This window comes from Larkinella sp. (genome assembly GCF_965227735.1).
Taxonomy (GTDB): Bacteria; Bacteroidota; Bacteroidia; order Cytophagales; family Spirosomataceae; genus Larkinella.
The window spans coordinates 3,855,001-3,878,136 of the sequence record NZ_OZ245776.1 but is presented as its reverse complement, the minus strand read 5'-3'; the positions used below and the strand labels follow the sequence as shown (position 1 = coordinate 3,878,136).

Below are 23,136 nucleotides of genomic sequence, written 5' to 3'. Positions count from 1 at the left end.
GTTCAAGACTTTTTCAACAAATACGCCACCAAATCCGCGAGTTGCTGCTCCGAAAGCCCAAGCGAAGCCGGGTCAGGCATCAGGCTCGTGCTATACTGCTTGCGGGACGCAACCTGGGCTGTTGGCAGCGTGTGCTTCTGCCCGGCGGCATCTTTCACCACCAGGGCCTCTTGTCCGTCGCTAATCAGAAAACCATAGTAGGTCTGGCCATTTTTGGTGGTAATCAACCACGGTTCGTAGCCGAATGCCAGGCCCGCACTGGGATTCAGGATGGCATCCAGCAAACCGCTCCGATCAAACTTCTGGTGAATCTTCGTTAGCTCCGGGCCGATGTCTTTTCCCTGCTGCCCATGCCGGTGACAGGTCGCGCAGTTCGCTTTGAAAACCGTTAGTCCGGCGGTTTCATTACCAGACAATGATTCGATCTTTTTCTGCGAAAATGTCGCCGAACCGCCGGGGCGCGTAAAGTAGTCGCCCGCCATCGTCCGCACGCTTTGATCGGAATTGGTAAAAATCACCTCGCTGATCGCCGGTTTCAGATTTTCGGGCAATTTCTTTTCGGCCGCCAGCCCCACCAGTAGTTTCCCGCCTTCCGGACTAGCCGCCATTTCTTTGGCCAGTTTCACTTTATCTTCGGCACTGGTGTATTCTTCCATCAGTTTTTGCCGCATGGCCAGGGCCTTCTGTTCCGGTTCCGACAATTTCGGCGGCATCACCTCCTCCCAGTTCAGCAACGTCGCCCAGTCGTTCGACCGGCGGAAATTGGCCCAGTACTCGCCTTGCTGCGCAACGGTTTTGTCCGCCTGTTTCGACAAATCGATCATGGCCCGGGCGGCTACCGGGTCTTTCATAAATCCGAGGGCCACAATGGCCTGTTTACGGGCATCAGCCGTCAAGGTTGGCGCCATAGCCCGTTGCTTCATCAACTCCGCTGTGCTGGCCGGATGAAGCCGCCACATCAGGTTTGCGGTTTTCTGATCCCACTGGACGGGGTTCGCCGGAATGGCCGGTTTCAACGCGGCATACAAGGCTTCTTCTTTTTGATCGGCTGCCATGCCGACGGCTTCCAGATAAAACCGGTCGATGCCATCGTAGCCATTCGCCAGTTTGACCAGCAAGTCTTTACACTGCTCAAACGGCACATCGCGCAAGGCAATGGCCACTTCCCGACGCACCGCCGACGACGGATCATTGACCACCTTCCGGGCCAGCGCCACCACATCGGGTTGCGTTTGCTTCAGCGCCCGGAACGCGGTGATACGCAAGTCCACCTGATCCGATTTCAACAATTCTTCAACCTTCCGTTGCCCTTTTGGCCCCAGTTGAGAAAGCAGCCAGATGGCGCGCGCGCGGTGATACGGGTTTGGATCGGTCAACAGTTTGGAAACAGGTTTTACGGCTTTGTCGCCCTGCACCTTCAATTTCTCAAAACCCAGCAATCGAATGTTGGTGGCGGGGTTCGTCAATGCCAGAATCTGCCCTTTCGTTTTGTCGGTATTGATCACCGGCACTTTCAGGTTTTTGCCTTTGGGCGTTATGCGGTAAATCCGTCCGTACCCCTTCTTGTCTTTCATCTGGTGTCCACCCACCACCGGATCGAACCAGTCGGCAATGTACAACGCGCCATCGGTTCCGACCGTCACGTCGCTCGGGCGAAACCATTTGCGGATGTCGTCAGTGATGTCGTTCCATTTGTAGTTTTCATCCACTTTCGGAAAGGTGCTGATGAAGTCGGTCCGGGGCATCCGGTAGCCAGCGCCCTGCGGTTCGGGCTTGTAGCTAAAAATAACGTTCCGGCCGGCTTCGGCACTCAGCAGCATTCCCCGGTACTTTTCACCAAGTTGGTCGCCTTCGTAGAAAACCATGCCCGTTGGCGAACCGGCCCCACTGATGTCGCCCGCCGGAATCACGCCAGGATCTTCCTGGTGCCAGTGGGCCGTCGGAATGTCCTGACCCGGCCGCTGGTCGCCCTGCCAATACCGGGTTCCATCCTGGCTAAAATACCCCATGTTCCCGCCCTCCATGAGCCAGCTCGTCCGACACGCGACCACCTGATCGTCGTTGTCGTTCTGCCACATATTCCCGTAGGAATCGAGGGCGGTTTCGTAGTTGTTCCGAAAATTATGACCCATCACTTTCAGACCCGTTCCGTCGGGATTGACGCGGAGCGCTAAACCGCCTACCCAAACCCGGCCGTCGTCGCTGATCCGGTTGCCTTTGTTGAGTTTATTGTAGGGAGTTCCGCCGGTGTAGAGACTCCCCGACCGGAGCGTCCAGCCGGACTTATCAGTGACGATATGCGGCCCGGCATTCCCGGTATTGAAATACCATTTGCCATCTGGCCCGGCCACGAGGGCATGCAGCGAATGGTCGTGATCGAGTCCGCCAAAACCGGTCAGAAAAACCTCTTTTTTGTCGGGTTTATCATCGCCGTTTTCGTCAGTATAAATGATGAGATTCGGTGCTGCGGAGACGATGGTCTTGTTGCCAATTACCGCAATGCCCAGGGGCGACACCAGGTCTTTATCTTCGACATAGACCTTGGACTGGTCGGCTTTTCCGTCGCCATTGGTGTCTTCCAGAATCATGACGCGCTCGCCGTTCGGGTGGTCGAGCCGGGTTTCGGGTTTGTTGTTAAAGTTCCGATAGTTGACGGCTTCGGTTACCCAGATCCGGCCCCGGGCGTCGACGTCGATATTCGTCGGGTTGTAGAACATCGGCGCTTCGGCCCAAACCGTCGCTTCCAGATCGTCGGGCAGATAGAGTGTATTGGAGTCGGATCCAACGATCATTCCCCGGCGGGCAGGCTCGACCGGTTCCGAAAATAGGCTAACGGCAGGGAGTGACTGTTGCCGTAGTGGAAGGACCCAAATCAGGGTTCCCAATAGGATTGATGCGCTTAAAAACCGGGAGGGGGCAGGAATAGTAATCTTCATCTTTTAGTGTTCCACGTGGAATAATTACCTGAAAAACAACATTTAAGACCAGTCAAACTTATTATAATAAGTACTAATTGCAGAAAACCGTGGAACAGTAACATTAATCCGCTACGCCAGAATTTCTCTTACAAACTTATTATTATAAGTGTAACTTTCCAACATGTTTTTCCCCTCTGGCACAGCACCTTCGATGTGAACCCAACCACCATACTGAATGTCGTCGATGGCCTTCCGAACCTCCGGGTAATTCACCTTGCCCTGCCCGAGGAGATAGCTATTCTCCTTAAAGTGGAATTCACAGATCTGTTTTTGCTTCCCAAGCCACCGGATTTCCTTCAAAATGTCATATCCCATAACCGTGGAGTTACATACATCGTAATATACTTTCACGGCGGGCGACGCCACCGCGTCGATGATGGCCATGTGTTCTTCGGCGCTCAACCATGATTCGATTGCAAGAACAATGCCCGCTTTTTCGGCTTTGGGAGCCACGGCCTTCAACCGTTCAATCACTACCTGGGTTCCCTGCGGATCGTTCTTCAAATCGCCTTTGTTAAAGAAGGCAAGCAGGATGTTTTTGGCACCAAGGGCTTTGGCCACCCCGACGCTGTCCTGCACCCATTGCTCGGCCCGCGGATCAGATTTGTAGGGAATGTTGTTGAGTTCGCCCAGGGCCAGACCACCGATCTGAACGCCGGTTCGTTTGGCGGCTTCACGCCAGGCTTTCTGGAGGTCTTTCCGGCGTAGGTGCATGTCGTTTTTTTCGGAACCCAGATTCACCTGAATGCCGTCGAGGCCGATGGTTTTGGCCACGTCGAAGGCTTCGATTTTACTGGATTGACCGATCGACCAGTCGCAGGCCCCGACCCGAAACCGTTGGTTGTTTGGGTTTTGTAAACTACTTTTAGCGTTCAATCCGGGCAGGGAAGCCGTGGTGCTCAACCCAATGAAACCCAGAGTTTGCCGAAGAGCCGTACGTCGGTTCATGAATGTTCAGGAATAGATTTGTTCAAAAGTACAGGCTAAAAGTTATATTCACTCGTTGCCAGCGGGTTAGGCCAAAAATTATTTTAATTCCTTTCCAACCGTCAGACTTGCGTTGGGGTCAGTAGTGTTGCATTAGTATGTTGGATGAACGAGCGTTAGTTGACGGCTGTCGACATAAGGACCGAACTGCTCAGCGAAAACTCTACGAGTTATTCGCCCGGAAGCTCTTTGTGGTCAGCCAACGGTATACCAAAAACCGCGACGACGCCGAAGATGTGCTGCAGGATTCCTTCGTGAAAGCGTTCCAACATATTGATACATTTCGGTTTGAGTGCCCGCTGGAAGCATGGCTGAAACGCATTGTGATCAATACGGCACTGAAGCACATCCGCAAACAAAAGCCCTGGCAGAACCCGGCCGAGTTGGAGGATGTGCCGCCCAATACATTACCGCAGACGGAAGACAGCCTATCGGGTCTGCACTACCAGCAACTACTGAAGATGGTGCAGGAACTCCCGCCGGGATGCCAGGCCGTATTTAACCTGTACGCCATTGAAGGGTATACACACCCGGAAATTGCGGAATTATTAGATATTTCAGAAGGAACATCCAAATCGCAGTTTTCGCGTGCCCGCATGCTGCTGCAACAAAAGATTCAGAACGAGCGTCCAATTCCGAAATGAGTCTCTCTAAAGAAGAAGAATTAAATGAAGAGTGGCGAAGTATCTTCGAAGATGCTGCCGAAAGCCCATCCGATGAGCTTTGGGACAGGATTGCGCGTCGGTTAGACGAAGAAGAAACGGAACCGATCATCCCACTCTGGCCCCGGGCAAAACCCTGGTTCTACAGTGTGGCTGCTGCTATTATGGCTCTTTTGATCGGCTGGTGGGCCATACAGTCCATCGACACGACGGATACGACTCAGCCGGTGGCTGGCCAAAGCGATTCGTCATCCAGCGCAACGGCGGATCAACTCGCCAAACAAGAGAAAGCAACAACCACGTCCGACGCAGACCGCAAGCCCGAATACGCTGGTAAAACCGATGAAGCCCTGGCCGCAAACCGCCGGGCTGATGCCAAAAATACGCCGTCCGGCATCCCCGTTGTCCCCGAACTGGAACACTCGGAAACCGCCACGACGATTGATCAAATGATCAAAGACCAGTCCGTTTTGACGGGAGAACGAAAAACCGCTGCACCGGAACGTCTGTCAACCCGGCGATCACCTCTGACTGCGCGTGGGTCGCTGACCGGCGGCCGCTCCAATGCCAACCGGCTTGCTGAAAACCGCCGGGCGAATCAACCTTCGGGAGTCAGCCGGGGAACCGGAACCAATTCGCCGGACCTCACGACGGGTACATTTCAGTCGTCAGAACGAATCACGAAAACGGCAACACCAGTCCAAGCCGCCCTACCGCGCGAAACCGGCAACGGGCTTGCCGATACACAACTGGCCTACGAAGCTTCGTACATACAAAGCAAGCTGGTAACCTTGAAGAACCCGGCTCCGATTAGCCGGATCATCTGGTATCGCGCTCCGGAAACCACGATCGAACCACAGGAAAAAGGCCGATCGAAAAATGAGTACTGGGCGGCTTTAACCGCAACGCCGATGTCGTTCAATCCGATGACCAGCGTTCAGTCCAGTTTCAATCAGGCCTATGTTGCCAGTAATGCAGTTCAGCAGAGCAGTCGCCAGGCGGTTTCTCCGCTGCAAAACCAGGCGCAGATTTCAATGGCGTGGCAGGCCAGTTCTGGTCTTCAGTTTAGCAAACACTGGTCGGTCGAAGCCGGGGTTCAGTATCTGAATGGCCGGTCACAGGCCCGGAACAATGCAACGGTCACCAACGTATTTACGAACCAAACCGAAAATTTACTCGTAAACGCCATCCGAAACAGTAGCCCATCAGTTCCGCAGTTGGCGTCGTCCCCGAATAACAACTTTTTGCCCTCCTATGCCGACAAAGCGAATCTGAACAATCCGTCATCGCTGGTAGTCGTTCCAACTCCCTCTGATCAGGTGGTTTCCAACGATTTTCAGTATTTGCAGGTTCCGGTTCAGATCGGCTACCACATTTTGCCCGAGCGCAAGATCAGCTATTCCGTGCTGGGCGGTTTGATGGCCAATGTGTTTCTGAAAAATACGGTCAATGGGGCTTTGGAAGTCAACCCCGGCGACCAGGTCTATCGCCCCATGTCGCTGGCGGGTACGGCCGGTTTACGCGTCAGCTACCACCCCACCCACCACTGGTCCGGTTCGTTGACGGGGTCCTACCAGCAATCGCTGCAAAATGGTACGCAATCCGACGCGCAACTCCAGGTTCGTCCGCAGGCTGTCGGGGTTGGGTTTGGACTGAATTACCACTTCTAAAAGGTAGTTATCAGACAAATTCTCATTTTTCTTCTCTTTTTTTCAACCCCCTTCCAACCAATTCTTTTCCAATCGGGTCTTTGTATTGTGAGCGCTCCACATGGTTTAACAAAACCCGATTGTGATGAGAAGAATACCTTTTGTTTCCAGCCTGTTGATGGCAACGGTTTCGCTGTTGACAATAAGCGGTTGCCAAAACGATACGACACCGAATAATCCGGGAACCGGCGGTTTAACGTCGACTCCGGAAGCACGTGCCTTTGCTCAAAAAACCAATGATTTTTCCTTCGACTTTCTGAAGCGTGTCAACGAAGATCAGAAGAAGGACGAAAATATTTTTGTTTCACCGCTGAGTCTGCACATGGCCCTCGGCATGTTGCTGAACGGGGCCGCGGGTCAAACGGCGGATGAAATGAAAAAAGCGATGCACCTGGAAGGGGTTTCGCTGGCTGATGCAAACCAAACCTATGAGTTTTTATTGAAAGGGTTGCCCACCGCTGATCCGAAAGTAACAACAAAACTGGCCAACTCCATTTGGTACCGCAACGGTTTTTCCGTTGAACCGTCGTATCTCGACGTCACGAAGAAAACGTTCAATGCCCGGATTTCCGGTGAGGATTTCAGCAATCCGACCCCGGTTATCAACAAAATCAACCAGTGGGCCAGTGATAATACGAACGCTAAGATTAAAAAAGTCATTCAGGAGATCAAGCCCGAGCAAGTTCTGTTTCTGCTCAATGCGCTGTATTTCAAAGGCGACTGGAAATACCAGTTTGAGACGAAAAACACTTTTGATTCTCCTTTTACCCTGGTTTCCGGTTCGCAGAAACAGGTGAAGATGATGAACATGACGACCAGCCTTCGCCATGCGTTCCGCCCCACCTACGGCGCTTTTGAACTGCCGTATGGCGATGGAACGTATTCAATGACGGTTCTGGTGCCGACTGAAAGCTCCTCAGCCGATGCGATCATCAACACATTGAACGCAACCGAATGGGCCGACTTGCAGCAGAACATGCGCGAAAGCAAAGTGGCGGTGGGCTTGCCGAAGTTTACGATGGAGTATGAAGCGACCCTCAACGACGCGTTGTCGAAAATGGGAATGCCGTCGGCTTTTTCGAACGCTGCCAACTTTTCAGGCATCAGCGCCGGCCAGGGTTTGCAGGTGAGTTACGTGAAGCAAAACACCTACGTGGCCGTCGATGAAAAAGGCACCGAAGCCGCTGCTGTAACCAGCATTGGTGTTGAAGTTACGTCTGCGGGACCGTCGCTCATTTGTGATCGTCCTTTTGTCTTTTTGATTACGGAAAAAGGAACGGGCTCGGTCTTGTTTATGGGTAAAATTGTCAATCCGGAAACAACACTGCCATGAAAATCATCGCCCTTCTCGTTGCCGGTATTCTGTTCATCGCAGCTTCCTGCAACGATAAAACCAAAACCACTATTCAACCTCTGTCCACCACCGCCATTGCCGGCACCTATAAGCTGATTGAACCGGCTTCCAACTTTGCGGTAACGCTGGTGCTGGCTCCCGATTCGGCGAGTAGCGAAATCACTAACCGGGTGGCTTACAAAGTGGGGGGACGTTCATCGGTCAACCACTACTTTGCCACGCTGACGGGTTCGTCGACTTCCAGTGCCGTGCAGATGAGTGCCATTGGCGCTACTAAAATGGCTGGTCCGGCGGATGCCATGCAGTTTGAAACCGATTATTTCAAAAAACTACAGGCCGTAAAACGATACGAATTTGCCGGTAACCGGCTGCGGCTGATTGCGGAAGGAGAAGCTTCCGGCGAACTGGTTTACGAAAAAGAAAAATAATACAACCTGAAAAATATGGAACGGGGCCGGTACGTATCCACACCTACCTGCCGGTCTCCTCCAATAAAACTTTGACCTCTGATTCATTGTGCAAACCGGATTGCCCGGCGGCTCTGCCTGCCGGGCAATTTTTTTATGCTTTTATTCCAACTCTTTCAGTGTCAATAGGGTCAGTGGAGCATATCCCTAAACAACCTGTTGCTATGAGACGTACTCTTTACTTCCTGCTCGGAGTTCTGCTGGTGGGGCTGAACGGCTGCACCGACAAATGCAAAGAAACCCGCACTTTCCGACAATTCACACCCCGAACGTTCACTGTAGCCCAAATCCGCCAGGGCGTACAGGCCGAACAACCCCGGACGCTGGTCAATCCGGGTAAAATTTATACCAAAGACGGTTTTCTGCTGATTAACGAAATCAAGGAAGGCATCCATGTGATCGACAACCGGAATCCGTCGGCCCCGAAAACCGTCGCGTTTTTGCGCATTCCGGGCAACGGCGACATGGCCATCCGCAACAACATTCTGTATGCCGACAGTTTCATGGACCTGGTGGCGTTCGACATCCGCGACCCGCAGAACATCCGCGAACTCAACCGGGTTACCGATGTCTTTCAAAATGGGCAGTTCGACGGCGGCTACTGGAGCCTGAACGCTCAGCAGGCAATCATCAACGATCAGAAAGTGGAGTACGTTACGCAAACGGTCAATACAGATTGCGAAAGCAGTGTCAATAACGGCGGTTGCACCAACTGCCTTTGGGCGACCGATATGCGGGGCGGTATTCAGAATTTCAACAGTGCGACCGGTTCACCTGCTCCCAGCACGAACGGAACCGGCGGTTCGATGGCCCGGTTTACGCTCTATGACAACTACCTGTATACCGTTAGCCAGTCGGAAATGCAGTTGTTCGACATCAAAACCCCTTCGGACCCAAAGAAAGGCAATAAAATCAGCATGGGCTGGGGTATTGAAACGATTTTCCCCTACAAAGATAAACTCTTCATCGGCGCCCAGTCGGGTATGCACATTTACGACAACAGCAACCCCGAAAAACCGGTACGGATGTCGACCTTCGCGCACGCCACCGTCTGCGATCCGGTGGTGGTTCATGAAGACAAAGCCTATGTAACCCTGCGTTCAGGAACTACCTGTCAGGGCTTCACCAATCAACTCGATGTGGTGGATGTGTCGAATCTGTATAGCCCCCGTCTGCTGAAAAGTTATGCGATGAAAAATCCGCACGGTTTGGGCATCGATTTTCCAAACTTGTTCATCTGCGAAGGAGCCTATGGTCTGAAAACGTTCAATGCTGCCGACCCGCTGAAAATCGATCAACTGGAGCATCTGGAAGGATTTCAGGCTTACGATGTAATCCCGCTCGGGAAATCACTGCTGCTGATCGGCCGGGATGGTTTTTACCAGTATGACTACAGCAATCCGCGCAAACTGAAACTGTTGAGCAAAATTCCCGTACAACGCCCTTATCCGGCCAGCTAACCAACTCATCCATGAAAAAGATTGGTAGCAAAACCGTTTGGCTGCTGTGCCTGTTCGCGCTTCCGCTTTACGCACAAAAAAGCCCGTTTAAGCCTGTTTTTACGAACATGACCGAATTCGGTGTCTTGTTTGGACAAGTCCGTTATAACGTCAATACGGCCTCTGAAAACGTCAGCAAAAGACACAACATCACCGCACAGACGTTTAACGGCGTTCAACTCCGCCCCAAACTGGCCGTAGGCGGAACGGTGGGCGTCGATTGGTACAATGCGGCCCTGCTGATGCCGGTTTGCGCGGGAGTACGGTACGATTTGGCCCAGCCGGGCCAGAAGAATCTGCGGGTATTCACCAGCCTGGATACCGGCTACGGTTTTGCGTGGCTGAACGAAGACCCGACAGGCTATGAAACCCGGGGAGGATGGGTGATTGCTCCCGGCATTGGCTTCCGGATCGGGCGTCCGCAGAATACGAATTTCATTCTGTCACTCAATTACAAACGGCAGGAAGCCACTGCCGACAAACCGCTGGGGTGGAATGAAATTCATAAATACGAGAGCCGGGTTTATAACCGGATTGCTTTTCGACTGGGACTCAGTTTCTGAAAACTCTTCTCCGTATGAAATTTCGCTCTTTACTTATCGTGAGTGCGTACAAAAAAACGCAGCGATCAAAAAGTGTATAGTCCTGCTGTCGAAACCGGATCGGCCATTGGTTTACAAGTCGTAAAGCAGCTTTAATCACCCGTTCCTGACGCAAATCACCTGCAATGTGTCGCATTCGCACCGCATTCGTATGCTTTCGGGAGGGTACATTTGGGGGTTGCTAACAAACCCGGATATGAAAGGAAAAGCTGAAAGTCACCCGTTCGATCAACTGGCAAAACCGGCCCAACGCGCTCTGGCGAATGCCGGAATTACAACACTGGAACAACTGGTCAACCTAAGTGAAACGGAATTCATGGCACTGCACGGCATTGGAAAAAATGCACTACAAACCCTGAAAACCGCCTTAACGAACCGAAATCTTTCATTCGCGCAGGGCGGGAGAAAGTAAAATCAAGAAAGTCGGTAAATAAAAAGCCCCGGTGTGTGTTCCGGGGCTTTCTATTTTAGGCCATTTCAAATTTATTCTGATTCCGTTTCCGCTCGTTTTCATCGAGGAAAATTTTACGAATCCGCATCGACTTCGGCGTCACCTCCAGGTATTCATCTTTCTGGATGTATTCCATCGACTCTTCCAGCGAGAACGACACTTTCGGCGCAATCCGAACGTTGGTATCGGAGCCGGAAGCCCGCATGTTGGTCAACTGCTTGGCGGTCTGCACGTTTACGACAATGTCATTCTGGCGGTTGTGTTCACCAATTACCTGACCGGTGTAGATTTCGTCGCCCGGTTCGATGAAGAAAATACCGCGATCCTGCAATTTGTCGATCGAATAGGCCGTAGCCGCTCCGCTCGTCATCGAGATCAGTGAACCGTTGATCCGCTCCGGAATGGCTCCTTTATACGGCTCAAAGCTCTTGAACCGGTGGGTCATAACGGCCTCACCGAATGTAGCGGTCAGGACGTTGGAACGCAACCCGATCAGCCCACGCGACGGAATTTCAAATTCTAAGTGCTGTAAATCGCCTTTCGGTTCCATAATCAGCAACTCGCCTTTCCGCTGGGTTGCGAGTTCGATCACTTTTCCGGCGGTTTCTTCCGGAACATCCACGACCAGGGTTTCGACTGGTTCCAGACGGTTTCCGTGATCATCATACTTGTATAACACCCGGGGCTGACCAACCTGCAATTCGTAGCCTTCCCGACGCATGGTCTCGATCAAAACTGACAAGTGAAGAATCCCGCGTCCATAAACCAGGAACCGGTCTTCGCTGTCGGTATTTTCAACCCGCAGGGCGAGGTTTTTCTCAATTTCCTTGTATAACCGCTCCCGCAGGTGGCGCGAGGTTACAAACTTGCCTTCTTTGCCAAAAAACGGTGAGTTGTTGATCGTAAACAACATGTTCATCGTTGGCTCATCGACGGCAATCCGTTCGATGGCTTCCGGGTTTTCCAGATCGGTCAGTGTATCGCCAATCTCGAAATCTTCCAGACCGGTTACGGCACAGATATCACCACACTGCACTTCCGCTACCTTTTGTTTACCAAGGCCCTCGAACGTTTGCAGTTCTTTGATTTTCACTTTCTTAATCACATCGCCAACTTTCACCAGCGCCATGTTGGCACCTTCTTTCAGCGTTCCGCGAACCACCCGCCCGATGGCAATCCGACCTACAAAGGCCGAGTAATCGAGCGACGTGATCTGCATTTGCGGGGTTCCTTCAATAACGGGCGCGGGTTGGATGTGCTCAACAATCGTATCCAGCAGGTAGGTGATGTTGTCGGTCGGTGTTTTCCAGTCCGGACCCATCCAGCCTTGTTTCGATGATCCGTAAACCGTCGGAAAATCCAATTGTTCTTCCGTTGCTCCCAGGTTGAACATCAGATCGAACACCTCTTCGTGAACTTCTTCCGGGCGGCAGTTTTCTTTATCGACTTTGTTAACAACCAGAATGGGTTTCAAGCCCAATTGCAGGGCTTTGCCCAATACAAACCGGGTCTGCGGCATAGCGCCTTCAAACGCATCGACCAGCAGGCAAACGCCATCGGCCATTTTCAGCACGCGCTCTACTTCTCCGCCAAAATCGGAGTGACCCGGTGTATCGATGATGTTGATTTTAACATCATTGTACCGGACTGAAACGTTTTTGGAGACAATGGTGATGCCCCGCTCCCGTTCCAGATCGTTATTATCTAATATCAGGTCACCAAACTCCTGGTTGTCCCGGAAGAGCTTGGAAGCATGAATAATTTTGTCAACCAACGTAGTCTTACCGTGGTCAACGTGCGCTATAATAGCTATGTTGCGAATGGATTGCATACTTTTTTGAGACAATAGCACTTAGACAAGAGAGCACAGAAACCAGCAAACTCATCAGTCGTTTCGCTATTCTCTTTTGTCTTTTCAATTAAAGTGCAAAGATACGGATTTTTTAGCTGAATAGTAGTATTTTACAATTTATTAACCTACTGAAAAACAAAAAGCCGGGTTGCCCCGGCTATAAGTACAATTTACGATCCGTACGAATTAAAACTTTGGGCAACCGCACGAGTTTTTCTTGCGAAACAATCCCCACATGAAGCCTTTTTTCTTCTTGTAACCGCGTGCTTTCTTCCGTTTATAGACTAACTCACTTTTTAGTTCGCTCTGGGCTGATTTTACAACGGCTGCTTCAACCGGTGCTTCCAGTGGCAGCAGCATAGACAGGGTAACTCCCAGCAACAATAGCTTTTTCATACGTTTTATCGGCCTTTCTATCTCTATAAACGCAAAGACTTACGAAAAGTACGTAAAAAAGAGCAAGTTTTTTCTATTCCTCCCGGCTGCATTTGTCCTTTCTACCGGACCGATCCGGTTTAAAACTAAAAACCGCCCCTTTCGAGACGGTTTTTGAAGTTCTTACCGGGGTCCGCGACTCCGTTGTGAACGATAGCCATATTGCTGCGGAGCTCCGCGACGGTTGTTATTTCGATAGCTATTGCGGTATTGCGGTTCGCGATACCGGCGGGGATGCGACTTGTAAACGACCCTCGGCGGAGGGGTTACGATAATCGGCGGACGACGGTAACCATACCGGTAAGGGCTATATCCATACCCGTAACTGGGTCCATAGCCATAATCGGTCCTGACGCCGACACCCACGGAGGGCGCACAACTGGTCAGAACAGAACCGATCAGGACAATCGCCAGCATTGAAATCAGATGATGCGTTTTCATGATGATAACAGTCTACAGGTTCACTTTATCAATGTCTGTTAGACTCGTTTGGTACACATAGGTTTAACGCATAAACTGAAAAAGTTGTTCGTTTTTCGGAGTCGACCCCAAATCCGCAGCTAGACTTTTAGCTTGGTTTTCAGATAATTCAAGGTAATCTGGTACGCATCCGCCGTGGCTTCCTTGTTGAAACCCGGATTGCTCGGGTTGGCAAAAGCATGGGGCGCATCATACATCTGGATGGTCGTTTGCTTGCCGGCCTCCTTCATGTTTTTCTCAAACTCGGCTACGGTTGCGGGCGGAATCCCGGAGTCTTTGGCACCAAAAATACCCAATACGTCGGTATTCAGCATTTTCAACCGCTCCACGTTCTTTTCCGGTTGTCCATAATACATCACACAACCGACGGTTTGCTTCCCGCCCAGAATGGCCGATTGCAGCGACATGCCTCCACCGAAACACCAGCCGACGCTGGCAATCTGCGCCTGTGGCCCTACGTAGGCAATAGCACCCTGCATGATCGCGCCCAACCGTTCGCGCGGCACCTGCACCAGCTTGGAGGCTTCTTCGCGCGTGGTGGCTACTTTGCCATCGTACATGTCGACGGCCAGCACGTTCACGTCTTTCAGGTCATTGTAGAGTTTTTCGGCTTCCTGCTTGATGTAGTCATTCAGCCCCCACCACTCCTGATAAACAAGCAGCCATTTGTTGGACGGATTAGCGGCTTTGAGCAGAAATCCGTTGGCTTCGGTGCCATCCGCCGTTTTGAATTTCACCATTTCACCGGCCGCACTCTGGTAGGTGAACGGAAGCGGTTCTTCGTGCAGCATCACAAACGATTGGTTGCTGGCCAGCAAAGCCATGTCATTGGATACCTGAGCAACAGGCTGGTCACAGCAGGACGGAGCCTGGGCATACAAGGTCAGCGAGCCAAAAAGCCCGCAGGCCAGTAGAAAAATCTTTTTCATCATCAAGAAGGTTTATGCTTTTTTCAATTCAAAAATGGTGATTTCCGGTAAGATCCCAACCCGGCCCGGATAGCCCAGATACCCGTATCCACGATTCACATAAAGATATTGTTCACCTTCCTGATACAAACCTGCCCATTGTTTATAGACGTATTGCGACGGGCTCCAGCGGACATTGCCAATTTCGACCCCAAACTGCATTCCGTGGGTATGACCCGCGAACATAACGTCGATATCCGAAAACTGCGGTTTTACCTGGGCATCCCAATGGCTGGGATCGTGGGAGAGCAACAGCTTCACCGGGGCGTCTTCCGTTCCCTGGCGGGCCTTCTCTAAATTCCCGTATTTGGGCCAACGTCCCGAACCCCAGTTCTGAATACCTACTAAAGCGATTTTGTCGCCATTTTGTTCTAAAATGCGGTTCTCGTCCATCAACAGATCCCAACCGAGCAGTTTGTGAGCCGCTTTCAGGTTGTTCAGATTTTGGGTTTTCGCCTGTGCATTTGGCCAGTTTACGTAGTCGCCGTAGTCGTGGTTGCCCAAAGTCGAATAAACCCCCAGCGGGGCCTTCACTTTATTGAAGATGTCGATGTAATTTTCCACCTCATCTGCCGTGTTGTTGACCAGATCACCGGTAAAGAAAACAACATCCGGTTTTTCGCGCAGCAGCATGTCAACGCCCCCCTTCACGGCCACTTTGTTGAAAAAACTGCCGGAATGAATATCCGAAAGCTGGGCAATTTTCATACCGTCGAAGCCAGAAGGCAGGTTTTTGAGTGATAACCGGATGCGCCGGATGCGGTAATCGTGTGCGCCGGAAACAATTCCGTAGGTAAACGCCACCAGCGGAACAGCCCCCGCAATGAGGGCGGTTTTCATCAAAAATTCGGAACGTGGAATTACATCAGTGGCTGGAATGTTCGGTTGCCTCGTATCATTGACCGCTGCGCGAACATCGTGACTGTAAAACAGGGAAGCCACCCACCGCACAAAACGGCCCAGATCATCTATGAAAATGAACAGAACAGCAAAGACTTTCGAAAAATAGGGAACCAGGATCGCCGTATAGATAAAACCGCGCGCCACCCTGCCAACGGCATCGGGCGGTAATAACTGCATGGTCAGATACGTAAGGATGGTTACGCCCGTAAAACCCCAATAGAGCATCGAGACAATCCGCTGGGTGTTTTCGGTGGCCGAACGGGTGACGGTTTTGATGGCTTGAAATACGTACCAGTCAATGAGCAACAGGATGGCGGATACGACAAAAAAAAGAACGATGCGATTCATAATGGTGCATAAAGAAAACCCACAGCGTTAACAGACACTGTGGGTTTTTGGTTTACAGTTAGTACTTTACTTATTCGTTTACCAATTCCGGCTCACGTTCCTTCTTCGCTATTCTTTCCTTGAATTTATCCCGGATTCGTTCGTTCACCCAGTACATACAGGGCACGATGACCAGCGTCAACACCGTTGAGAAAGTCAAGCCGTAGATGATTGTCCAGGCCAGAATGTTCCAGAACACCGCACTGTCTCCCCCAATGATGATGTGCGGGTCCAAATCACGGAACAACCCTACAAAATCGACGGTCAGACCCACCGCCAGCGGAATCAGACCCAAGACAGCCGCCGATGCCGTCAGCAATACTGGTGTCAACCGAATACCGCCCGCATCGATAATCGCCTGACGCAACGGAATCCCACGTCCGCGCAACTCTTCGATGAACTCGATCAGCAGAATACCGTTTTTCACCACAATCCCCGCCAGAGCGATGATACCAACCCCGGACATAACCACCGAGAATGTTTTGCCCGTTACCATAAAGCCCAGCAACACCCCGATCAACGAAAGAATAATCGTGAAGAAGATAATCAGCGGTTTTACGGCGGAGTTGAACTGCGTGGCCAGAATCAGGTAAATCAGCAACATGGCTAATCCGAAAGCCGACACCAGGAAGTTCATCGACTCCTGTTGATCCTCCTGCTCGCCACCCATCCGGACGGTGTAGCCATTCGGCACTTCGGTATCGGTTACTAATTGCTGAATTTCCTGAACAATCTCATTGGCATTATACCCCGGCACCACATCCGAACTGAGCGTAATGACCCGCTCCTGATTGATCCGGTTAATCTGGCTAAAGGTCGTCGAATAGGCAATGTTGGCCACCGACTGAATCGGTACCTGACGAAGTTGCCCCCCCGCATTCATGTCGCGGTAAACGATGTTCAGGCTCAACAGCCTTTCAATCTGGCTGCGATCATCCTGCTTCAGCCGAACCATAATCGGGTATTCGTCTTTCGCATCCCGGAATTTCGACACTTCCGTACCAAACAAGGCTGTCCGAACCGCCAGCGCAATCTGCGACGACGAAATACCTTCGCGTTCGGCTTTATCGCGGTCGATGTTGATGACGATTTCCGGTTTGTTGGTAATCAAATCCGACTTCAACTGGTCGATGCCTTTGATGCCCGATGCAGTAATCCGTTGCCGAAGCTGTTTTTCCAGTTTTTGCAGGGTTGCAAATTCTTCACCGGCAATTTCAATGGCAATCGGTTTACCCGTCGGTGGGCCGCTGTTTTCGCGTTCAACCGAAATCTCGGTACCCGGAATGCCCTGCATGGCGGCTCGCACTTTATTCAAAATTGTTTCGGACGAGAGGCCATGCCGGTTTGAACTTTTTACAAACGCAATCGTCACTTTCGATTTATGCGGAGTGTCCGAGCGGTCGGGGTTAAAAGGATCCCCGGCGTTTTTACCTACGTTGGCAATTACCGAGTTCACTATATCCGTTGCTTTATTTTCATCGAGTACTTTGAACACCCGTTTCTCAATGATTTTTGTAACTGAATCCGTCACACGCGAATCCGTCCCAATCGGCATCACATTATAGACGTACACGTAATCCGGATCACCGCTGGGGAAGAAAATGACTTTCGGCGGAAAAACACCCATCAGGAAAAACGTCCCGACCAATAGCATAAATACCGCAACGATGGTCCAGATTGGCCGCCAACCCGTTAAGATCCATGAGATGAGTTTCCGGTATCCATTCTTCAACGCTGGCAACAAGCGTTCCTGAAAGGGTACGATGATTCGGGGCGTCAGCACATAGTGATTGAAGGCATACAGAATCAGCACAAACAGGAACAAATTCCCGATGCCCCGGTCGATCACGTAGCCCAGGCCGGCCAAAACCGCCAGAATCATCAACGGCCGACGAATTGTGGCAAATCCCTGGTTATCTTCATGATTGTCCTCGTCGTGCCGTTTCATGAAGGTTACGGCAAAAACCGGGTTCATGACATAAGCGACAAAAAGCGAAGCGAACAAGGTTAGAATGAGCGTTAAAGGCAGGAACTTCATGAACTCACCCACAATGCCCGGCCAGAACAACAGCGGGAAGAATGGAGCAATGGTCGTCAGCGTTCCGGAAAATACCGGGATGAACACTTCGCCCGCAGCCGCTTTCACCGCCTTCTTGATGTCCCAGTCTTTGTGCTCATTGAATAACCGGTGTGTGTTTTCGATGACCACAATGGCGTCGTCCACTACCAGACCCAGGCCCAGCAGAAAGCCAAACAAAACGATGGTGTTCAGCGTAAACAGGGTGCCGACGGCCGGCCCGACGATGGGCATACAGACAAAGGCTACCAAAGCCGACAAGGGCACTGACAAACCAACGAAAATAGCGTCGCGAACGCCCATGAAGAACATCAAAACCAGCACCACAAAAATGAACCCCAGCACAACGGTGTTGATCAAATCGTGAATATCGGCCCGTGTCCGTTCCGATTGATCCGCCGTCACCCGAATGTCGAGTCCGGCCGGAAACCGGTTTGCCTTGTATTCCTTGATGGTTTCTTCGATCTGGTCAGCGGCCGCAATCAGGTTAGCCCCCGATCGCTTGATGACGTTCAATGTTACGACGGATTTGTTATCCAGCCGGGCAAAATCCTGCTGTTCCTCAAAGCTATCCTGCACATCGGCCACATCGCCCAGACGAACGGTAGCACCCGTTGCGGTTCGGATCTGGAGATTTTGCAACTGCTTCATCTCGCTAAACTCGCCTTTCACCCGCAACGTCCGGCGCACACCCGCCACATTTAGCTCACCACCCGATACGTTTATGTTTTCGCCCTGAACCGCCTGCTGAATGTCGAAAAAGGCTAAACCGGCCGATTGCATCCGGGCCAAATCCACATTGATCTGAATTTCGCGTTCCAGTGCGCCCACAATATCCACCCGACTGATCTGCGGCATGGCTTCAATGGCGTCCTGCATGTCCTCCGCGTATTCTTTCAGGCGCTTGAGCGAAAAGTTACCGGCCAGGTTGATGTTCATGATCGGAAACTCCGAGAAATTCACGTCCTGCGCCGTCGGTCCTGCATCCATCTTCTGGGGTAGATCCTGCTTGGCTTTGTCGATGGCATCCCGCACCCGTTGCAAGGCTTCCGGCACCTGAACATCCGGATTAAATTCGACCAGAATCACCGACACGTCCTGCAGCGCGTTCGACTTGATCTTTTTAACGCCCGAAATTGACTTTAACTGCTTCTCAATCGGCTTGTTAATCGTGTTTTCAACGTCGGCCGGGGCCGTTCCCAGGTAAATGGTATTGACATAAATCTGCGGTATTTTAATATCCGGAAACTGCTCTTTCGGCAAGTTATTGTACACAAACAACCCGCCCAGTGTAATGATGAACGTGAAGATGTAAATAGCCGTCCGGTTTTCAACGCACCAGTTGGTAAAACCGAGGGTTTTGTATTGTTCAAATTTCATGGCCTTGGTTAGATGGGATCAGCACCCGGATTGCGGTTCAATCCGGGTGCTGATCTGTTTTTAGAAATTGATCGGTTGTCCATCAACTAACTCCTGATAGCCTTGCGTAATGAGCTGATCGCCGGAATTCAGCCCGGTGATAATTTCAACTTGTCCGCCGTAGCTCAACCCGGTTTTTACCTGACGGGCTTTGGCCAGTTTTTTGTTTCCTTCCAAAACCGCCACGTAAACCAGTTGGCCATTTTCCGTGTTTTGAACCAGGTTTTGATCAATGACAATCGTTTTTGTTTTCGAAATATCGTTGATCTTTACCTGCGCCAGCATGTTCGGTTTCAGGCTGTTATCTGATGGCAGCGGGGCCTCGATGCTGAACGTCCGGGACAAGGGATCGACGGTTGTTGAAACGAAGCTGATGCGGGTGGTCAGTTCTTTGTTGATGTCCGGGAAACGCACAACGACAGCGTCCCCTTTCCGAACGCTACCAGCATACGAATCGGCCACTTTAGCGACCACTTTCAGTTGCGACAGGTTCACCACCCGCACAATGCCCATTCCCGGCATGGCCGTTTCTCCGGTTTTCACGTTCACCTGATCCACGATGCCCGAAATCGGCGAGGTCACGCTTGATTGCGACAATTGAACGTTCAACGTAGCCAGACGTTTTTCCAGCCCTTCTTTGTTATTTTTGGCTTGTAAATACTGAATTTCCGTACCGATCTGCTGTTTCCAGAGACTGGCCTGCTTTTCAAAAACCGTGTTGGCTAACGACAATTGATTCCGGACTTCTTCAACGGATTCGCGCAGAATCTGATCGTCGATTTTAGCCAAAACCGTACCGGCTTTTACCGCATCCCCTTCCCTGACGTAAACCGCCGTGACGGCCCCGCCCGATTTGGGCGTTACCTGAACGTTGTTTTTGGCATCGATCGTACCCTGTAACTCCACAAAATGCTTGAATGTGGTTGCCGACAAGGGTGCCACTACTACGTCTTTTACTTTTACCTGCTCGGCCTGGGTCGGGTCCAGTTTGGCCACTTCCGACTCCAGTGCCTTGATTTTGGTGGTCAATTCGGTCTGCTGCGTTTTCAGATCGGCTAATTCCTGCTTTTTAGAAGCCAAATCCGACTTCTTTTCCGATGAGCAGGAAAGAAGTAAGGTGGTTGCCAATCCGATGATGTAGTATGCTTTCATAGGGGTTATCAATAAAACTGTTTTGAACAGTGTGAATGTGAAGGGAGATTACTGACCGGTGTACAATTTTCCTAAGGCTTTATCAAGATCGACTTTCGTGATCATGTAGTCCAGTAGCGAAGCGAAGTAATTGGTTTGCGATTCCCGGAAAGAGGTTTCGGCGTTCAATACTTCAATGTTGGAACCAACACCTTCTTTGTATTTGATTCGGGTCACCCGCACGATTTCCTGCGCCAGATCCAGATTCCTTTTCTGGTTTTGAAGTGTTTGCAGGTTATTCGACAGCATAACGGTAGCCTGCCGGATTTGCAAATCGATGGAATTCTTGAGCAGTTCGCCACTTTGTCGGGCCTTATCGACGGTTATTTTCCGTTGCTGGGCCGCATACCGCTTCTGAAAGCCGTCAAAAACCGGGATATTCAGGTTTACCGAAATAGCTGCTGAATTGAACCACTGCGTGGTCCAGAAATCGCCAAAATTGTTCCGGCCGTTGTTATGCCCGTAGGTTGCGGCCGCCGTTAGTCGTGGATAATATTGCTTTGCAATGCTTTGCAGGTCCAGATCGGCCAGATTGATCTGCGTCTGCAGGGTCGAAAATTCGATGCGCTGGCCATAATCGAAAGCCGAATCCAAAACCGCTGCCCGATCCAGATCCCTTTGGCTGTAAGTTTCAATCCGATCCGTCAACTGAATGGGCGCGTTAATGGGCAATCCCATCTGAAATTTCAGCAGATAATAGCTCAGATCGACCAGATTCTTCACATTTTGCCGTTCCGTTTTCAAGTTGTTCAACTGAACTTCCAGCCGGTCTACATCAATTTTTTCAACAAATCCCTGGGTGTTCATCGCCCGGGTTTCGCGCAACAGCGTGTCGACCCGGGAAATATTCAAATCGAGCAGTTTCATTCGTTCTTCGCTGACCAGAACACCATAATAAGCCTTGGCGACCTGTTCGGCTACGTTGATTTTTGAAGCCGTAATGTTCTTTTGAGCCAGTTCCCGGTAGGTCGAAGCAGCTTTCAAACCAATTTTATACGCAGCATCAAAAAGCAACTGATTCACGTTGGCTGATACGTTTCCCTGAAGTTTTACACCGAATGGAATAGCCGTTACATCATCTCCGCTGCTGCCACTACCACCCGTTGAATCGGCCGGAGCACCAAAACCGCCCGCAGGAAAGATAAATTTCTGAATAATGGCATTATACGTAACCGTACCGCCCACGTTGACCTGCGGCAAAGCGAGTCCTTTAACTTCTTTAATACGGGCTTCGGCACTCAACGCATCCAACTGCGTATTTTTGACATTCAGATTCTGTTGCGTTGCAAAATTGATCGCATCATTCAATGAGAAATCGCGTGGGGTCTGCGCTACCGCCGAGCCGAAAAAACCGAGTGTCAACGCTAAACTATAGAGGGGTTTACAAAGTCGTAGAAGCGGGGTCATTCTGGTGTTCTTTAACATATTGGTTGTAGATAAGGATTCCTTTTTCGGTAAGTATGCCGCGAACAAAATGATGCAGTAGTTGAATCTGAACTTCTATCATGGCCGTTACGCCCCGGGGAAACACATCGGTGTCAAATGCCATGCGTATCAATTCCATTCGCAAACGGGCCATAATCTCTACATCGATTTCAGGTCTGTACAACGCCTGCTCAATACCCCTTTTCAAATTGTTCCGAATCGATTCGAGCAAGAATTTCTCTTTGAATTCCGTACAAACTTCCCACGCTCTTGGATAATGGCGCTGCACATCGATCCACAAGGCCGGATTCATTTCGGCTAAATGTTGCCGCATCATCTCCGACGCCAGCAGGATTTCTTCAATCGGGTCATGAGCCGTTGCCATGTAGCAACTTACATTTTCGCGATTTTTCTCCAGCCGATACAGCATGACCTGGTACACAATGTCATCTTTATCGGTAAAATGCTGATAGAGTGTTTTTTTAGAGATACCAACATCCCGGGAGATGTCGTCCATGGTAATACTACGGGTACCGAATTTCCAAAACAAAGCTTCAGCCTTTAACAGAATTCGTTCTTTGATCTCCAACGCTATAGGACTATTTTAAGCCATAAACTGAGGAAACTATTTTAAAGTTCATAGTTTCCTCAGTTTCTTATAGGCACTGGTAGTAGACAGACATGACAAAGGTCAGTTTCTTACCGATTTTTATCAATAATTAAGGCGTGAAGCGGCTAATTTCCCGGATGAACCACGGGTTTTTCAGAGACGAAAGGTAAATACCCGGTTTTCATTGGATTGATCCTGGAGACTTATAATAATTGCGCAGAGTAACCAAGGCATGTATTAAATTACAATTTAACTAATAAATATGATTTTTTATATATTTCTGTAGATATTGGTCACAAAAAAAGCTCCCCGCCGTAGCGGGGAGCGTGGTAATCTGTGGTGGCGGCAACCTACTCTCCCGGAAGTGACTCCAGTACCATCGGCGTAACGGGGCTTAACGGCTCTGTTCGGTATGGGAAGAGGTGTTCCCCCGCACCCTTGCCACCATCCCAGCTCTTGGGTTGACTTAGCTTCCCGGCTTGGATTCGGGTTGATCTGTCAACGCTGGTGTCTTGGTGTGTATCTTTAAGAAAAAAGGAAATCACAAACCTGCTGCAAGCACTCTCAAGTCGTCGTATCCTGCGACCTTCAGGTCATTAGTACGGCTCGGCTCTAGCGCTCTCACGCCCTGCACCTGCCGCCTATCAACGTCATCGTCTCTAACGTCCTTCATAGAAGAC

At 50.8% G+C, this 23,136-nt stretch carries 18 protein-coding genes and 2 rRNA genes (1 of these 20 only partly in view); 7 read left to right on the top strand and 13 right to left on the bottom strand.

What is annotated here, in order from left to right; all coding sequences use genetic code 11:
* Positions 1-2: 2 nt before the first annotated feature.
* On the bottom strand, positions 3-2,792 hold the full coding sequence (locus tag ACO064_RS15070) for a PVC-type heme-binding CxxCH protein (RefSeq protein WP_421828091.1): 2,790 nt from the start codon (positions 2,790-2,792) through the stop codon (positions 3-5).
* Positions 2,793-3,047: 255 nt separating this feature from the next.
* The gene (locus ACO064_RS15065) at positions 3,048-3,926 is read right to left on the bottom strand and encodes a sugar phosphate isomerase/epimerase family protein (RefSeq protein WP_421828090.1); all 879 of its coding nucleotides are present in this window, start codon (positions 3,924-3,926) and stop codon (positions 3,048-3,050) included.
* 137 nt (positions 3,927-4,063) lie between these two features.
* Here ACO064_RS15065 and ACO064_RS15060 point away from each other — a divergent pair, with 137 nt between their 5' ends.
* The 7 genes from ACO064_RS15060 to ACO064_RS15030 all read left to right on the top strand — a co-directional run bounded on the left by ACO064_RS15060 (position 4,064) and on the right by ACO064_RS15030 (position 10,670).
* Positions 4,064-4,609, top strand: coding sequence for an RNA polymerase sigma factor (locus ACO064_RS15060; protein WP_114407768.1), 546 nt, complete (start codon positions 4,064-4,066; stop codon positions 4,607-4,609).
* Positions 4,606-6,297: a hypothetical protein gene (locus tag ACO064_RS15055; protein ID WP_421828089.1), complete on the top strand. Its 1,692-nt coding sequence runs from the start codon at positions 4,606-4,608 to the stop codon at positions 6,295-6,297. The genes ACO064_RS15060 and ACO064_RS15055 overlap by 4 nt, the downstream gene beginning before the upstream one ends.
* Positions 6,298-6,421: 124 nt before the next feature.
* Positions 6,422-7,669, top strand: coding sequence for a serpin family protein (locus ACO064_RS15050; protein WP_421828088.1), 1,248 nt, complete (start codon positions 6,422-6,424; stop codon positions 7,667-7,669).
* Positions 7,666-8,118, top strand: a complete 453-nt coding sequence (locus tag ACO064_RS15045) for an META domain-containing protein (protein WP_421828087.1) — start codon at positions 7,666-7,668, stop codon at positions 8,116-8,118. Before ACO064_RS15050 ends, ACO064_RS15045 begins: the two co-directional genes overlap by 4 nt.
* Before the next feature lie 203 nt (positions 8,119-8,321).
* Entirely contained in the window at positions 8,322-9,617 is a 1,296-nt protein-coding gene (locus ACO064_RS15040; protein ID WP_421828086.1) for an LVIVD repeat-containing protein, read from the top strand.
* 11 nt (positions 9,618-9,628) lie between these two features.
* Positions 9,629-10,219 carry a hypothetical protein gene (locus ACO064_RS15035; RefSeq protein WP_421828085.1) on the top strand — a complete coding sequence of 197 codons (591 nt, stop codon included), beginning with the start codon at positions 9,629-9,631 and terminating at the stop codon, positions 10,217-10,219.
* A gap of 235 nt (positions 10,220-10,454) precedes the next feature.
* Complete coding sequence (locus ACO064_RS15030; RefSeq protein ID WP_421828083.1) at positions 10,455-10,670, top strand: DNA-directed RNA polymerase subunit alpha C-terminal domain-containing protein; 216 nt, start codon at positions 10,455-10,457, stop codon at positions 10,668-10,670.
* Positions 10,671-10,725: 55 nt separating this feature from the next.
* Here the strand turns inward: ACO064_RS15030 and typA are convergent, their stop codons facing one another.
* From typA to ACO064_RS14975, 11 genes are all read right to left on the bottom strand, one after another.
* Positions 10,726-12,540 carry a translational GTPase TypA gene (typA, locus tag ACO064_RS15025; protein ID WP_421828082.1) on the bottom strand — a complete coding sequence of 605 codons (1,815 nt, stop codon included), beginning with the start codon at positions 12,538-12,540 and terminating at the stop codon, positions 10,726-10,728.
* Positions 12,541-12,747: 207 nt separating this feature from the next.
* On the bottom strand, positions 12,748-12,957 hold the full coding sequence (locus tag ACO064_RS15020; RefSeq protein ID WP_421828081.1) for a hypothetical protein: 210 nt from the start codon (positions 12,955-12,957) through the stop codon (positions 12,748-12,750).
* Positions 12,958-13,119: 162 nt separating this feature from the next.
* Complete coding sequence (locus ACO064_RS15015) at positions 13,120-13,437, bottom strand: hypothetical protein (RefSeq protein WP_421828080.1); 318 nt, start codon at positions 13,435-13,437, stop codon at positions 13,120-13,122.
* A 119-nt stretch (positions 13,438-13,556) separates the two neighbouring features.
* On the bottom strand, positions 13,557-14,405 hold the full coding sequence (locus ACO064_RS15010) for a dienelactone hydrolase family protein (protein ID WP_421831026.1): 849 nt from the start codon (positions 14,403-14,405) through the stop codon (positions 13,557-13,559).
* A gap of 12 nt (positions 14,406-14,417) precedes the next feature.
* On the bottom strand, positions 14,418-15,695 hold the full coding sequence (locus tag ACO064_RS15005) for a metallophosphoesterase (RefSeq protein ID WP_421828079.1): 1,278 nt from the start codon (positions 15,693-15,695) through the stop codon (positions 14,418-14,420).
* A 70-nt stretch (positions 15,696-15,765) separates the two neighbouring features.
* Entirely contained in the window at positions 15,766-19,191 is a 3,426-nt protein-coding gene (locus tag ACO064_RS15000) for an efflux RND transporter permease subunit (RefSeq protein WP_421828078.1), read from the bottom strand.
* Between the two features lie 60 nt (positions 19,192-19,251).
* Complete coding sequence (locus ACO064_RS14995) at positions 19,252-20,382, bottom strand: efflux RND transporter periplasmic adaptor subunit (RefSeq protein ID WP_421828077.1); 1,131 nt, start codon at positions 20,380-20,382, stop codon at positions 19,252-19,254.
* 48 nt (positions 20,383-20,430) lie between these two features.
* Positions 20,431-21,828, bottom strand: coding sequence for a TolC family protein (locus ACO064_RS14990; RefSeq protein WP_421828075.1), 1,398 nt, complete (start codon positions 21,826-21,828; stop codon positions 20,431-20,433).
* Positions 21,803-22,435 carry a TetR/AcrR family transcriptional regulator gene (locus tag ACO064_RS14985; RefSeq protein WP_421828074.1) on the bottom strand — a complete coding sequence of 211 codons (633 nt, stop codon included), beginning with the start codon at positions 22,433-22,435 and terminating at the stop codon, positions 21,803-21,805. The genes ACO064_RS14990 and ACO064_RS14985 overlap by 26 nt, the downstream gene beginning before the upstream one ends.
* 358 nt (positions 22,436-22,793) lie before the next feature.
* A 5S ribosomal RNA gene (rrf, locus tag ACO064_RS14980) occupies positions 22,794-22,905 on the bottom strand.
* Between the two features lie 128 nt (positions 22,906-23,033).
* A 23S ribosomal RNA gene (locus ACO064_RS14975) occupies positions 23,034-23,136 on the bottom strand; it runs 2,807 nt beyond the window's last position.